This is a genomic window from Micromonospora sp. WMMD729, from assembly GCF_049315225.1.
Lineage (GTDB): Bacteria > Actinomycetota > Actinomycetes > Mycobacteriales > Micromonosporaceae > Micromonospora.
The window spans coordinates 1604303-1618177 of sequence record NZ_CP186059.1; the positions used below are offsets into that span (position 1 = coordinate 1604303).

General features: G+C 71.8%; 12 protein-coding genes. 7 read left to right on the plus strand and 5 right to left on the minus strand.

The window, feature by feature from the left end; genetic code table 11:
- Positions 1-20: 20 nt before the first annotated feature.
- Positions 21-1349 carry an ABC transporter substrate-binding protein gene (locus ACN263_RS07380; RefSeq protein WP_422739061.1) on the minus strand — a complete coding sequence of 443 codons (1329 nt, stop codon included), beginning with the start codon at positions 1347-1349 and terminating at the stop codon, positions 21-23.
- A 281-nt stretch (positions 1350-1630) separates the two neighbouring features.
- Between ACN263_RS07380 and ACN263_RS07385 the strand changes: the two genes are divergently transcribed.
- Entirely contained in the window at positions 1631-3619 is a 1989-nt protein-coding gene (locus ACN263_RS07385) for a beta-galactosidase (RefSeq protein WP_422739062.1), read from the plus strand.
- A gap of 37 nt (positions 3620-3656) precedes the next feature.
- Complete coding sequence (locus ACN263_RS07390) at positions 3657-4433, plus strand: DeoR/GlpR family DNA-binding transcription regulator (protein ID WP_422739063.1); 777 nt, start codon at positions 3657-3659, stop codon at positions 4431-4433.
- A gap of 94 nt (positions 4434-4527) precedes the next feature.
- On the opposite strand, the gene ACN263_RS07395 is transcribed toward ACN263_RS07390, so the two are convergent.
- The gene (locus ACN263_RS07395; RefSeq protein WP_422739064.1) at positions 4528-4695 is read right to left on the minus strand and encodes a hypothetical protein; all 168 of its coding nucleotides are present in this window, start codon (positions 4693-4695) and stop codon (positions 4528-4530) included.
- A gap of 57 nt (positions 4696-4752) precedes the next feature.
- On the opposite strand from ACN263_RS07395, the gene ACN263_RS07400 reads away from it, so the two are divergent.
- Both ACN263_RS07400 and ACN263_RS07405 read left to right on the plus strand, forming a co-directional pair.
- Complete coding sequence (locus tag ACN263_RS07400) at positions 4753-5736, plus strand: HEAT repeat domain-containing protein (protein ID WP_422739065.1); 984 nt, start codon at positions 4753-4755, stop codon at positions 5734-5736.
- Positions 5737-5940: 204 nt separating this feature from the next.
- The gene (locus ACN263_RS07405; RefSeq protein ID WP_422739066.1) at positions 5941-6903 is read left to right on the plus strand and encodes a sporulation protein; all 963 of its coding nucleotides are present in this window, start codon (positions 5941-5943) and stop codon (positions 6901-6903) included.
- 65 nt (positions 6904-6968) lie between these two features.
- Here ACN263_RS07405 and ACN263_RS07410 read toward each other — a convergent pair whose 3' ends face one another.
- Positions 6969-7343, minus strand: a complete 375-nt coding sequence (locus ACN263_RS07410; protein WP_422739067.1) for a hypothetical protein — start codon at positions 7341-7343, stop codon at positions 6969-6971.
- Positions 7344-7632: 289 nt separating this feature from the next.
- On the opposite strand from ACN263_RS07410, the gene ACN263_RS07415 reads away from it, so the two are divergent.
- On the plus strand, positions 7633-8058 hold the full coding sequence (locus ACN263_RS07415; RefSeq protein ID WP_422739068.1) for a hypothetical protein: 426 nt from the start codon (positions 7633-7635) through the stop codon (positions 8056-8058).
- Between the two features lie 51 nt (positions 8059-8109).
- On the opposite strand, the gene ACN263_RS07420 is transcribed toward ACN263_RS07415, so the two are convergent.
- Both ACN263_RS07420 and ACN263_RS07425 read right to left on the minus strand, forming a co-directional pair.
- Positions 8110-10329: a HelD family protein gene (locus ACN263_RS07420; RefSeq protein ID WP_422740626.1), complete on the minus strand. Its 2220-nt coding sequence runs from the start codon at positions 10327-10329 to the stop codon at positions 8110-8112.
- Between the two features lie 258 nt (positions 10330-10587).
- Entirely contained in the window at positions 10588-11691 is a 1104-nt protein-coding gene (locus ACN263_RS07425; RefSeq protein WP_422739069.1) for a LolA family protein, read from the minus strand.
- Positions 11692-11788: 97 nt separating this feature from the next.
- On the opposite strand from ACN263_RS07425, the gene ACN263_RS07430 reads away from it, so the two are divergent.
- A complete protein-coding gene (locus ACN263_RS07430) occupies positions 11789-12445 on the plus strand; it encodes a response regulator transcription factor (protein ID WP_422739070.1) in 657 nt (218 codons plus the stop codon).
- Positions 12446-12516: 71 nt separating this feature from the next.
- Positions 12517-13875 carry an ATP-binding protein gene (locus ACN263_RS07435; RefSeq protein ID WP_422740627.1) on the plus strand — a complete coding sequence of 453 codons (1359 nt, stop codon included), beginning with the start codon at positions 12517-12519 and terminating at the stop codon, positions 13873-13875.

Sequence of the window (13875 nt, forward strand, 5' to 3'; positions counted from 1 at the left end):
ATGTCCTCCCCCTTCCGCCGTCAGTCAGTGAAGATTGACTTCTTCTGGTTCTCGATGGACGACGTCAGCCCGTCGATGTCCTTCGGGTTCTTGATGAACTGCTGGATCGCCGGGATCATCACGGTCGAGGCGAAGTCCGGCCGGGTGTCCCGGTCGAGGAACTGGGCGATCTCGGTGGCCGAGCCGACCAGTTCGGCGGCCTTCTTCTGCAACGCGGTGTAGCCGCCGACGTCCGCGCCACTGTTGGCGACGAGGACGGCCGGGTCGTTCTTGAGGTTGATGTCCGCGGCGGCCTTGCCACCGAAGTACTCCAGCAGCTTGCGCGCGTTGTCCTCGTTCTTCGGCTTGCGGGCCATCATGTAGCCGTCGATCGGGGCGTCCAGGGCCTTCGCGCCGATGGCGGGGTCGATCTCGGGGAAGGTGAAGAAGTCGAGGTCGTCCTGCTCGTCGTTGCTGAACTGCTGGCCGACGAAGAGGCCCAGCAGGTACATGCCGCTCTTCTTCTGCTGCAACGACTGCGCGGCCTCCTGCCAGGTGCGCCCGAGGCTGTCCGGCTGGTGCAGGGGGAGCAGACCGGCCCAGGTGTCGAAGACCTTCTTGACCTTGTCAGAGGTCCAGGCCTCCTTGCCGGCCATCAGGTCGATGTGGAACTGGTAGCCGTTGATCCGCAGGTTGAGGATGTCGAACGTCCCCATCGCCGGCCAGCCGTCCTTGTCGGCGAAGGCGATCGGGGTGAGCCCGTCCTTCTTCATCTGCGCGCCGAGCGTGGTGAACTGGTCCAGGGTGGTGGGAATCTGGTAGCCGTACTGCTTCCAGACCGACTTGCGGTAGAAGACCGCCCACGGGTAGTACGTCGCCGGGACGAAGTACTGCTTGCCGTCGTCGCCGGTGGACGCCTTCTTGAACGCGTCGGAGAAGCCGGAGAGCTTGCCCCACACGTCGCTGATGTCGCTGGCCAGGCCCTTCTGGGCGAAGAAGCGCATCCGGTAGCCGGCGAACCAGGTGAAGACGTCGTCCGGCTTGCCCTGCAGGTAGTTGTTGATGTTCTCCTGGAACGTGTTGTGGTCGACCGTGTTGGTCGCGACCTGCACGCCGGACGAGGTCTTGAACGCGTCGGTGATCTTGGCGAGGACATCCTTGGGCTTCGGGTCGGACTGGTTCGATCCGAGCGTGACGTCCTTACTGGATTCGCCGGAGCCGGAGTCGTCGCCGCAGCCGGCGAGCAGACCGGTGCTGAGCAGCGCGCCCGTGCCGGCCGCGCCGGCCAGCAGCGACCGTCGGTTGATACCGGCGACGGAGGGCGGTACGAGCCGAGCCAGGTATTCGGCTTGCGATCGGGGACGGGACATCTGTGCCTCCTGCGGATGAAGAGGTGCTACGCCCAAGGGTCAACTGTGGTGAGGAGCGGTCCGGCCTGACGCATACGCATCGTGATCCACCGAGAATCCACATTGGCGAACACGATCGGCCAGTTGGGGCCTCAAGCTACCCGTCCATAGGCCGCTGTCAAGAGGGCTGTTCGCCTCTGATAACCCAGTCGTGATATGGATGTTACGAGGTAAACGTTGGAAAGATAGTCGATGTTGGAACCTGTTGACTTCGGTCGGCGGCGGGTGCACCCTCACCTGTCATGCGGCGATGGCAGGGCGACGGCATCTACTTCGGCGGCGACTACAACCCTGAGCAGTGGCCCGAACAGACCTGGTCGGAGGATGTCGAGCTGATGCGCCGGGCCGGGGTCAACCTGGTCTCCGTCGGCATCTTCTCCTGGGCTCTCCTGGAACCCCACCCCGGTCGGTTCGAGTTCGACTGGCTGGACCGGGTGCTCGACCTCCTGCACGACGGAGGCATCCAGGTCGACCTGGCCGCCGCCACCGCCAGTCCACCGCCCTGGCTGGCCCGGGCACACCCGGAGACGCTGCCCCGCCGGGCCGACGGCGCGATCCTCTGGCCGGGCGGGCGGCAGGCGTACTGCCCCAGCTCGCCGGTCTTCCGCGAGCGGTCCCTGGAGCTGGTGCGCGCGGTCGCCGGCCGGTACGCCGAGCATCCCGCCGTCGTCATGTGGCATATCTCCAACGAGCTGGGCTGCCACAACGTGCACTGCTACTGCGACGTCAGCGCCGAGGCGTTCCGCGGGTGGCTGCGCGAGCGATACGGCGACCTGGACCGGCTCAACGACGCATGGGGCACCGCCTTCTGGAGCCAACGTTACGGCGACTGGGCGGAAATCAACCCGCCGCGCACCGCGCCGACGTTCGCCAACCCCACCCAGCAGCTCGACTTCCTGCGCTTCTCCTCGGACGAGCAGCGCGCCCAGCTCCGCGCCGAACGCGAGGTGCTGACAACGCTGGTCCGCCAGCCGGTCACCACCAACTTCATGGTCGGCATGGCCAAGCACATGGACTACCACTCCTGGGCCGGCGACGTGGACCTCGTCTCCAACGACCACTACCTGACCGCCGCCGACCCGCAGGCCCACCTCGGGCTGGCGCTCGCCGCCGACCACACCCGGGGCGTCGCCGGTGGCGAGCCCTGGTTGCTGATGGAGCACTCCACCAGCGCGGTCAACTGGCAGCCGCGCAACGTGGCGAAGCTCCCCGGCCAGCTCCGCCGCAACAGCCTGGCCCACGTCGCCCGGGGCGCCGACGGCGTGCTGTTCTTCCAGTGGCGGGCCTCCCGGGCCGGCGCCGAGAAGTTCCACTCCGCGCTGGTGCCGCACGCCGGCCCGGACACGAAGGTGTTCCGCGAGGTCTGCCAGCTCGGCGCGGACCTGAAGGCCCTCGCCGAGGTACGCGGCAGCCGGGTCGACGCCGACGTGGCGATCCTGTTCGACTACGAGGCGTGGTGGGCGGTCGAGCTGGACTCCCACCCGAGCGCCGACGTCACGTACGCCGACCGCCTCAACGCCCTGTACGGCGCGCTGTGGCGGGCCGGCGTGACCGCCGACATCGTCCACCCGTCGACCGACCTCAGCGGTTACCGACTGGTCCTCGCGCCCACCCTCTACCTCGTCCGCGATCCCGACGTCGAGGCGCTGCGCCGATTCGTCGAGGCCGGCGGCACGGCGGCGATCAGCTACTTCAGCGGCATCGTCGACGAGAACGACCACATCCGCCTCGGCGGCTACCCCGGCGCGTTCCGGGACCTGCTCGGCGTCCGCACGGAGGAGTTCTTCCCCCTGCGCGAGGGCGAGCGGGTGGGGCTCGACGACGGCAGCACCGCCGACGTGTGGACCGAGTGGCTGCACGCCGACGACGCCGAGGTGCTGGCGTCGTACACCGATGGGCCCTTGCCGGGCGTGCCGGCGCTGACCCGGCGGCCGGTCGGCGCGGGCGCCGCCTGGTACGTCGGCGCCCGGCTCGACGAGCCGGGCACCGACCGGCTGGTCGCCCGGCTGCTCGACGAGGCCGGCGTCCGTCCGGCGGCGCAGGCGCCGAGCGGGGTGGAGGTGGTCCGCCGCCGCGACGGCGAGCGGACCTGGCTGTTCGCGATCAACCACACCGACACCGAGGTACGCGTCACCGCGAGCGGCACCGAGCTGTTGACCGGAACGCGGTGTACCGGTGAGCTGACAGTGCCGGCCGGCGAGGTGGCCGTGGTCCGCGAGGATCGCTCTTGACGTGCGCGACGGCCACGGTGCGAAGGAGGTCCCCCAGATGCTGGCCCAGCAGCGGCAGAGCGCCATCCTCGACCTGATCCGCCAGCGCGGCGGGGTACGGGTGAGCCACCTGGTCAGCCGGTTCGGCGTGTCCGACATGACGATCCGGCGCGACCTGGAGGTGCTGGCCGAGCGTGGCCTGGTCGACAAGGTCCACGGCGGCGCGACGCTGGCCGGGCCCGGTTCGGCCGATGAGCCCGGCTTCGCCGCGAAGTCGATCCGCCAGCAGGCCGAGAAGCGGGCCATCGCCGAGCGGGCCGCCACGATGGTGGAGCCGGGGATGGCCATCGCGCTCTCCGCCGGTACGACCACCGCCGCGCTGGCCACCCTGCTGTCCGACGTGCACGGGCTGACCGTGGTGACCAACTCGATCCCGGTGGCCGACGCGCTCTACCAGAACCCGCGCGCCGACCAGACCGTCGTGTTGACCGGTGGCATCCGTACCCCGTCGGACGCGCTGACCGGCCCGGTGGCCGAGGCGGCGATCAGCGCGCTCAACGTCGACCTGCTCTTCCTGGGCGTGCACGGGCTGAGCCCCCGTACCGGCTTCACCACGCCGAACCTGCTGGAGGCGGGCGTCAACCGCTGCCTCATCGGGGCGGCCCGCCGGCTGGTGGTGCTCGCCGACCACACCAAGTGGGAGACGATCGGCATCGCCACCATCGCCCCGATGGAGGCGGCCGACGTCCTCATCACCGACATCGGAATGCCCGCCGAGGCGCGCACCACGATCGGCGAACAGGTCGGCGAACTGGTCGTCGTGGAGCCCGGCTAGGAGCGGCGCCGACAGGTCGGTGATCGACTCGACATCGCCGATATCGGGGTGTCCCGGTCGGGTTGATAGCCCGACTTCGGCGAAGTCGAGTTGATCAGTATTCGGTGGCGGCATCCACCGGCCGGCGGACACCATCGTGGCCGTGGAAGCGCACGAGGTGGCGGACCTGTTCGACCGCGCGGTACAGCGGTTGCGCCGGACCATCGAGCATGGCGACACCGACGACGGATCGGAGCTGCTCCGGCAGGCGGTCGTCGATCATGGACTTGTGGTGCCCGGGTCGGTCACGGACGGGCGTTTGGTCCCCCACCACAACTCCATGATCGACGAGGCGGGGCGGGGGTGGGCGGGGACCGGGTGGGGCGGTTCGGGTGGGCACGCCGTGCGGCTGGCCGTCGGGCGGCTCGACGATCCGGACCCTGTGGTGCGTGCGGCGGCGTGCGACCTGCTCGGCTTCGCGAGCGAGGTGCACGGCGACGACCTGCGCGCGGACGCCGCGACGGCCCTGATCTCGTTGGCCGGCAGCGAGACCGATCCCGAGGTGCACTGGTCGATCGCGCGTGCGTTGGGCGCCACCGGCGATCCTCGCGCCCTGCCGACCCTGGTCACCCTCGCGCGTAGCTCCGACAGCGACGTACGGTTCCAGGTCGCCGTCGCGGTGCCGATGGTGCTCGACGATCCGCCGGCCGAGGCCGGCGAGGCGGTGCTGATCGACCTCTGCGCCGATCCCGACGCGCGGGTGCGGGAGTGTGCCACGTTCGGGCTCGGCTGGCTGAGCACCGCGGACGGGAACGCCGTCCGGCGGGCGCTGTGGGACCGTACCCGCGACGTCGACCCGGAGGTACGCGCGGAGGGCGCCCGGGGGTTGGCCCGGCGGCGGGACGCCCGGGCGCTTCCCCTGGTACGTGAGCTGCTCGCCCAGGACGAGGTCCACACGTTCACCGTCCAGGCCGCCGCCTACCTGGCGAATCCGTCGTTGCTGCCGCTGCTGGCCGGCTTCGATCCCGACGAGGACCACGTCGCCGAGGCCCTGCGCGAGTGCGATCCGCTGCGACGCGACCGGCGGAACGACCTGGCGTGGCGGCTGCTGCTCGCCGTGCACCGGCGTCGGCCCGACTGGGCGGTCACCATCGCGGGCGAGCGGTGCGATCTCGACCTGAACCTCGACATCACCGACGGCGTCGACCGCTCGGCGTACTGGTGTGTCGACGGGTTGCTCCGGCGGGCCGGCGACGATCCCGAGCGCGCGGCCGAGCTGGCGATCGCGGACCTGGGCCCGGCCCGAGCCGCGGCCGAGCGCTGATCAACTCCACATCGCCGACAACGGGGTGTCCGCGTCGGGTTGATAGCCCAACTTCGGCGATGTCGAGTCGATCACGCGCGAGCGGCGCGCGATCGAGCGCGGTCGGCGCGCTCACAGCCATCTCACAGGGGGTCTGGATAGGGTGCGCGGTGAGTCAACGTCCGACTCCATGGTGGAGCGGTCGGCTGTCGCACAGGAGTTCCGATGGTCTTCAAGAAGATGTTGAGCGCGTTCGGTGTGGGTGGTCCCAGCGTGGACACCGTGCTGGCCAACCCCAACACCCGGCCCGGCCTGACCCTCGACGGTGAGGTCAGAATCGTCGGCGGTGACAACCCGGCAGCCATCGAGCAGGTGGTGATCGGCCTGGTCACCCGGGTCGAGGTCGAGGGCCACGACACGGAGTACGCCGGCACGATGGAGTTCCACCGGATGGCCGTGAGTGGGGCGTTCCAGCTCGCGCCCAAGCAGGAGCTGTCGATCCCGTTCCAGCTTCCGGTGCCGTGGGAGACCCCGATCACCGACGTGTACGGCCAGCGTCTGCACGGCATGACGATGGGCCTGCGGACCGAGCTGTCGGTGGCCCGCGCGGTCGACAAGGGCGACCTGGACCATGTGGCGGTGCACCCGTTGCCGGTGCACGAGCGGATCCTGGAGGCGTTCCAGCGCCTCGGTTTCCGGTTCAAGTCCGCTGACCTGGAGCGCGGCCACATCCGGGGTGTGCAGCAGACGCTGCCGTTCTACCAGGAGATCGAGTTCTTCGCGTCCCCGCAGTACGCGAGCACGATCAACGAGGTCGAGCTGACCTTCGTGACCAACCAGTACGGCGTCGACGTGATCCTGGAGTGCGACAAGCGCGGCGGCTTCCTCAGCGCCGGGCACGACGCGTTCGGCCGCTACCAGGTGTCGCACGCCGACGTCGATCGGGTCGACTGGGCGCAGATCGTCGACGGTTGGCTGCGCGAGACCACGTCCCGCTACGGCAGCCTGCGGTCCCAGTACGGCCACGGTCACGGCTACGGGCCGGGTCACGGTCACGGCCGGGGCGGCATGGGTGTGGGCGGGATGGTCGCCGGCGCGGCGCTCGGCGTCGCCGGCGGCATGATCGCCGGCGAGCTGATCGAGGACGCCTTCGAGGGCGACTTCGGCGACTTCGGCGGCGACGAGTAACACCTCGGCTGACGACAGTGGCCTCCGGGAGAGTTCTCCCGGAGGCCACTGTTACGGACGGGGTGTCAGCGCCCGCGCATGCTCCGCTCCCGGCCGGACCGGCGCTCGGAGCCGGCCTTCGACAGACCCCGGCTGACCAGGTATCCACCGGTCAGGATGCTCAGGAACAGCCACGTCTGGCTCGGGTTGTTGATGTTCAACCCGTTGGCGGTGGTGCCCTTCCAGAACGCGGCGATCACCAGCAGGGCGACGGCGGCGGCGTAGACCCAGAATTCCGTGGTCAGGAACGCCTGCTTGGTCTCCGTACCCGGCGCCGGCACGGGTTCACGGTGTCCGTCGCGCATTGCCGGCATCTGCTGCGTGTCCCGCATCATGGCGGGGTTCTGCGGGTCGTTCATGGGCCGGTTCATCGGCCTGGTGGAAGCAGCCTGCGTGCTCATCTGGTCCTCCTCAGGATGCGATGAGTCGTACCTGCCTTCCCTCGCCCCGCTACCGCGTTTCGGCCACGGCACGGTTCGCTTGCACGGCGGGGACGCCCCCCGACTACCCGACTGCCCTGAGCAGGTAACACCCCCACCTCGGAAAATGCATCGACGGGGCGCGGCCGTGCCCGCAACACGACCGATCGGGGCGGATGTCCGGTTCCGGGTCGTCGCACGGGCGCTGCGGGTTTGGCCGGCGGGTGGCCGGGCACGCAGTCGGTTCCACAGTTTCTGCGAGGTGATGGACGTGCGTGAGGACGACATGCGGCAGGACGCCGCCCGCCGGGCCGAGAACCGGATCGCCGGCGGCGTGTACGGCGAGGGCGCCCTCGACGAGGTGACAGTGCCCCGCACCGATGTGGAGACCCAACTCCAACGAGACGACCCGCTCGACCCGGCGCAGGAACGGGTCGACCCGCGGGTACTGCACGACGGCGGCCCGGTCGGCGGTCAGGGCGCGGTGACCACCACCGGCGGCACCGCCGGGCCGGCGAGCGTACGCCGGGTGGCCCGCCAGCCCGAGCGACACCCGGGCAAGGTGGCGCCGACGACCACCGGCGACGCCACCACCGGTGGCATGAGCACCCCGACGGGCGGCGGCACCAGCGACCAGTCCACGTCGGCAACGGGCCCAGCCAAGTCCATCCAGGACCGTTCCACCGATCGGCGGTGAGTCCGCCGCGCCCCCGCCGGCCGACCGGTCGGCGGGGGCGACGTGGGCGGGTCAGCGGCAGGGGCGCAGGATGCCCAGACGCTGGGTGGCCCGGGTGAGCGCGACGTACAGGTCGCTGCGTCCGCGCGGCGACTCGGCCACCATCCGGTCCGGGTCGACGACCAGGACCGAGTCGAACTCCAACCCCTTGGCCTGGGCCACCGTCAGCACCACCACCCGGCTCTCCAGCTCCGGGTTCTCGCCCACGGTGGCCTCCGGCAGCGCGGCGGTCAGCGCCGCGCCGAGCGCGTCGACCCGGCTGGCCGGCACGATGACGCCGACCCGGCCCTCGGTCAGCCCGGCGGCCTCGCGGGTCACCGCCGCCACCAGCTCGGCGGGTAGCTGCTCGTCGGGCACCGCCCGGTCCCACGGGGGTACGCAGCTCTCCCGCACCGAGCGGGGTGGCTGCAGCGCCGGGTCGATCTCGGTGAGGACCTCGGCGGCGACCGCCATGATCTCGGCCGGCGTGCGGTAGCTGACGGTCAGCTCGGTCAGCCGCCACCGCTGCGCCACGTACGGGGCGAGGGCGTCGGCCCAGGAGGGCGTCCCGGCGAGCGCGCCGGTCTGCGCCACGTCCCCGACGATCGTCATCGACCGGCTCGGGCAGCGGCGCATCAGCAGCCGCCACGCCATCGGCGACAACTCCTGCGCCTCGTCCACGATGACGTGACCGAAGGCCCAGGTGCGGTCGGCGGCGGCGCGCTGCGCGGTGGTCAGCCGGTCGGCCTCCTCCTGCCGTTCCAGCAGCCGGTCCGCGTCGATGAGGTCGGTGACGCCGAGGATCTCGCCGCCCTCGGCCTCGTCCTCCACGTCGATCGAGCGGGAACCGCGGGCGATCTCCAGCACGCCCTCGGCGTACTCCCGCTCCATCAGGCGGATGCGCTCGCGTCGGGCGGCGGCGGCCCGCTCGTCCTCGCCGAGCAGTTCGGCCGCCTCGTCGAGCAGCGGCACGTCGGCGGGCGTCCAGCCGCCCGGCTCGCGGCGCAGCAGCGCCCGCTCGTCGTCGGTGAGCATGGGCGCGGCGGCGGCGATCCGGTCCGGGTCCGCGTACAGGTCGGCGAGCAGGCGCTGCGGGGTGAGCACCGGCCACAACCGATCGAGTACGGCCCGTACCTCCGGCTCGTCCCGCAGCTCCCGGCGGATCTCGGCGCGGTCGGCCTCGTCGAGCAGGTTGTCCCCGCCCAGCGGGTCGGCGCCGATCCGCTCGGCCACCTGGTCGGCGAGCGCGTGCACGATCTCCACGTCGAACAGCGCCCGGGCCAGGTTGTGCGGCCGGTCGGTGCGGCGTACCCGGTCCCGCGCGGCACGCACGGTCTCCGGGTCGAGGGTCAGCACCTCGCGCTCCACCTCGATCTCCAGCGGCTCGTCCGGCACCCACTGCCGGTCCCGCACGGCGAGGGCCAGCACCTCGGCGAGCACAGCGCGACCCTTGAGCGCCGCGGCCTCGGCCGGCTCGGCGCGCTGGGCGCTCACCCCGGGGAACAGATCACCCTGGGTACGCAGCAGCACGCCCGTCTCGGCCAGGGTGGGCAGCACCTGGGAGATGTAGCGCAGGAACGTCGCGTTCGGCCCGACCAGCAGCACGCCCCGGCTCGACAGCTCCCGCCGGTGCGTGTAGAGCAGGTACGCCGCCCGGTGCAGCGCGACGGCCGTCTTGCCGGTGCCGGGGCCACCCTGGACCACCAGCACGCCGGGCAGGTCGGCGCGGATGATCCGGTCCTGCTCGGCCTGGATGGTCTCCACGATGTCGCGCATCCGGCCGGTACGACCGGCGTTGAGGGCGGCCAGCAGCGACGCCTCACCGGTCAGTTCCTCGTGCCCGCCGGGGGAGGCGCTGTCGATGTCCAGCACCTCGTCGTTGAGCCCGGTCACCTTGCGCTGGCGGGTCCGCAGGTGCCGCCGGCGGCGTACGCCCTGCGGGTTGGCGGCGGTGGCGAGGTAGAACGGCCGGGCGGCCGGGGCACGCCAGTCCATCAGCAGCGGGTCGTAGTCGCCACTGGTGTCGAAGATCCCGATCCGGCCGATGTAGCGGCGGGAGTCGTCGTCGCCGTCGAGCCGCCCGAAGCAGAGGCCATTCTCCACGGCGGAGAACTGCTCGACCTGGTCGGCGTACATGGCCACGGAGCTGTCCCGCTGGGAGCGGTCCTGCAGGGTGCCGCCGGTGTTGCGCAGCTCGGCGGTGAGCCGGTGGGCGGCCTGCTCACGCAGCCCGTCCAGCCGGTCGTAGAGCATCGAGACGTACTCCTGCTCGCGGCCGATCTCGTCGTCGACCGGCAATTCACCGGTACCGCCGGAGTGCCTTGACAAGCCGTCTCCCTAAACGTTAGTATCCAATGCTAGAACGGCATTTAATGCCGTTCTTTTTTGTGCCCTCGAATTGTCGAAGATAGCGCGTCGCGTCCGCTGTCACCAAGCCGACCGGGCCGACGCACATCACACGAGTACGCCGGGCCGACCGTGTGGTCGACCCGGCGTACGAGTGTCCGAAGATCAGCCGCGTGCCGCCTGGTACAGCCGCTCGGGAGTGACCGCCCCGGCGAGCACCCGTCCGTCGTCGGTGAGCAGGATGCTGAACAGCTTGCCGGTGAGCAGCCGTCCGCTGCCCCAGTCGCCGTTGACCGCCGGCAGCCCGCCGAGCAGCTTCGAGACGTCGGCATCCGCCGCGCCGGCGGCCGGCTTTGCGGCCGGGGCCGCGTCGAGGCGGGCGACCAGCACGGTGGTCCAGCCCTCGCCGACCGTCCGTACCTGCGGGTCCCGGCCCGGTACGGCGGACGCCGGCCGGCCCGGGTGCGGCCGTTCGGTGGTCTCCTCGGTGACTGTCCCGCCCGGCGGCGGGTTGAAGGCGAACTGGTCGGCGTCGGGGCGGCGGTAGTCGATCTGGGTGAAGGCCATCTCGAAGGCCGGCTGGTCACTGCCGGCGGCGAGCACCTCGAACCGCAGCGGTACGTGCTTCCTGGCGTCGATGGCGATCCGGAGTTGGTGTACCAGCGAGCCACGGTCACGCGGCGCGAGCACCAGTTCGTAGGCGTCCCGACCGGCGACGGTGGCCGAGCGGCCGACGCTGACCTCGGTGCTCGGGTCGATCGCGCTCAACGCCAGGTCGGCGGCCTCCCGGGGGGTGGCCGGGAGACTCGGCGTCGCCTCCGGCGCGGGCTTCGCGGTGGCCGTCGCCCCGCCCAGGGTGCGGTGCCGGGCGGTGTTGCCGCGGCTCTCCCAGGTCCACAGGTCCCGACCGTTGCGGATGATGTCCCGCTGGCCGAGGGTGTCCACCAGCGCGACCCGCTGCCGGTCCGGGCCGGAGTACCAGACGCGCAGGGTGTGTGTGCCGGTCAACAGGGCCGTCAGGTCGTTGCCGGGCACCAGCCCGACGAGCGGCGGCAGGCCGAGGTCGGCACGTTGCACGACCGTCCCGGACATGCCCTGGAGCGAGGAGGTCTGCAGGTCCACCAGAAGTTGGGCGGCGGTACGCGGTGGCAGGCTCGGCTCGGCCTCGGCGGCGAACGTGCCGACGGCGGCGCCACCACCGATGACGGCGACGCCCGCGGCCACCGGGACCAGCCAGCGCAGGACGGGACGGCTTCTCAGGATCGACATGGTGCACACCTCCTGCCCGACATCCTGCCTCCTCGGCGCTGTGAGGGCGCTGAGGACGCCGAAGCTGCGGCATTGACCCAGGTGGCACCCTTGAGCCGTGCGGTTGTTGGTGGTGGAGGACGAGGCCCGGCTCGCGGCGGCCCTGCAACGCGGCCTACAGGCGGAGGGGTTCGTGGTCGACGTGGCACCGACCGGTCCCGCCGGCCTGGACGCGGCCCGCCACGGCGGGTACGACGCGATGATCCTCGACGTCATGCTGCCCGGGCTCTCCGGCTACGAGGTGGTGCGCCGGCTGCGGGCCGAGCAGCACTGGTTGCCGGTGCTGATGCTGTCGGCCAAGGACGGCGAGTACGACCAGGCCGACGGCCTGGACTGCGGTGCCGACGACTACCTGACCAAGCCCTTCTCGTACGTGGTGCTGCTGGCCCGCCTGCGGGCGCTGCTGCGCCGGGGAGCGCCGGAGCGCCCCACCGTGCTGGCGGTCGGCGACCTGCGGCTCGATCCGGCCCGTCGGCGGGTCACCCGGGCCGACGCCGAGGTGACGTTGACCGCACGCGAGTACGCCCTGCTGGACTATCTGATGCGCCGACCCGGCCAGGTGATCTCCAAGATCGAGCTGCTGGACCACGTCTGGGACGCCAGCCTGGAGACCGCGCCCAACGTGGTCGAGGTGTACGTCGGCTACCTGCGTCGCAAGCTCGGCCGGGATCGGCTGGAGACCATCCGGGGCGCCGGCTACCGGCTGGCGACGTGACGTCGACCGACCCGCCGCGCGGCTGGTCGCCCCGTCGCGGCCTGCACGGCCTCGGCCTGCGGGGCCGCCTCCTGGCGCTCGGCGTGTTCGGGCTCACCGTCGGTCTCGCCCTCGGTGGGGTGGTGCTGCTCGGCGCGCTGCGCTTCGTGCTCCAGCGCAACGTGGACACCGAGGCGTTCCGGACCGCCGACGCGGTCGCCCTGCTCGCCGCCGAGGACGCGCTGCCCGACCCGCTGCCGGTGGCCGGCGGGCAGGTCCGGGTCCAGGTGATCGACGCGCAGGGGCGGGTCCGGGCCGCCTCGATCGACGCGGACCGGCTCGTCCCGATGGCCCGCCCCGAGTGGCTGCACGCCGGTCAGCGGCAACGTCTGGACGTCCCCGCCGAGCGGGTCGGGCTCCGCGGGCCGGTCCGGGTGGTCGCCGTACCCGCCGGCACGGCGGCCGACCCGCTCACCGTGCTGGTCGCCCGTTCGATGTCCGACGTGCGGCAGAGCACGCACGTGGTGCGGACCATCCTGCTGGTGGCGTTCCCGTTGCTGGTGGTGGTCCTGGCCGGGGTGGCGTGGCGGGTGGTCGGCGCGACGTTGCGACCCGTGGAGGCGCTGCGCCGGGGCGCCGAGGAGATCACCGGTCGGGCCGGCGCCGGTCGACTTCCGGTGCCCGCCTCCGCCGACGAGATCCACCGGCTGGCGGTGACCCTGAACGGGATGCTGGACCGGTTGGAGTCGGCCCGGGCCCGGCAGCGGGCCTTCGTCTCGGACGCCGCGCACGAGCTGCGCAGCCCGCTGGCGAACATTCGTACCGAGTTGGAGGTGGCCCAGCGGCTCGCGGACCGGACGGACTGGACGGCGGTGACCGCCAACCTGCTCGCCGACGCCGAGCGGTTGAGCCGGCTGGTCGACGACCTGCTGCTGCTGGCCCGCCTGGACGAGATGCCGGCGGCGCGGGGGACCGGCCCGGTGGACCTGGCGGTGCTGGTGACCGAGGTCGCGGCCCGGTATCCGACGCCGCCGGTGCGGGTGGTGTCGTCGTCCGGGCCGCTGTGGACGGCCGGTAACGAGGCCGAGCTGCGGCGGGTGCTGGCCAATCTCGTCGACAACGGGGTCCGGCACGCGCGGGGCAGTGTCGTCCTCGCGGCCGAGCCGCACGACGCCGCGTACCACCTGGTGACGGTGACCGACGACGGCCCGGGGATCCCGACGGCCGACCGGGGCCGGGTCTTCGACCGGTTCACCAGGCTGGACGACGGTCGGGGCCGCGAGGACGGCGGCGCCGGCCTCGGCCTCGCCATCGTCCGGGAGCTGGTCCGCCGGGCGGGCGGCACCATCACCCTCGCCGATGCCGACGGCCCATCCGGTCTGCGGGTACGTCTGCTGCTCCCGGCGACGCCGACCGGACCCGAGCCACCGGCGGAGGTTGCCCGAGGGTGA

Excerpts from the sequence above, each read along its gene's own strand:
- ACN263_RS07380 (WP_422739061.1), bottom strand. The coding sequence starts at position 1,349 with ATGTCCCGTCCCCGATCGCAAGCCGAATACCTGGCTCGGCTCGTACCG.
- ACN263_RS07385 (WP_422739062.1), top strand. The coding sequence starts at position 1,631 with ATGCGGCGATGGCAGGGCGACGGCATCTACTTCGGCGGCGACTACAAC.
- ACN263_RS07390 (WP_422739063.1), top strand. The coding sequence starts at position 3,657 with ATGCTGGCCCAGCAGCGGCAGAGCGCCATCCTCGACCTGATCCGCCAG.
- ACN263_RS07395 (WP_422739064.1), bottom strand. The coding sequence starts at position 4,695 with ATGATCGACGACCGCCTGCCGGAGCAGCTCCGATCCGTCGTCGGTGTC.
- ACN263_RS07400 (WP_422739065.1), top strand. The coding sequence starts at position 4,753 with ATGATCGACGAGGCGGGGCGGGGGTGGGCGGGGACCGGGTGGGGCGGT.
- ACN263_RS07405 (WP_422739066.1), top strand. The coding sequence starts at position 5,941 with ATGGTCTTCAAGAAGATGTTGAGCGCGTTCGGTGTGGGTGGTCCCAGC.
- ACN263_RS07410 (WP_422739067.1), bottom strand. The coding sequence starts at position 7,343 with ATGAGCACGCAGGCTGCTTCCACCAGGCCGATGAACCGGCCCATGAAC.
- ACN263_RS07420 (WP_422740626.1), bottom strand. The coding sequence starts at position 10,329 with ATGCTCTACGACCGGCTGGACGGGCTGCGTGAGCAGGCCGCCCACCGG.
- ACN263_RS07425 (WP_422739069.1), bottom strand. The coding sequence starts at position 11,691 with ATGTCGATCCTGAGAAGCCGTCCCGTCCTGCGCTGGCTGGTCCCGGTG.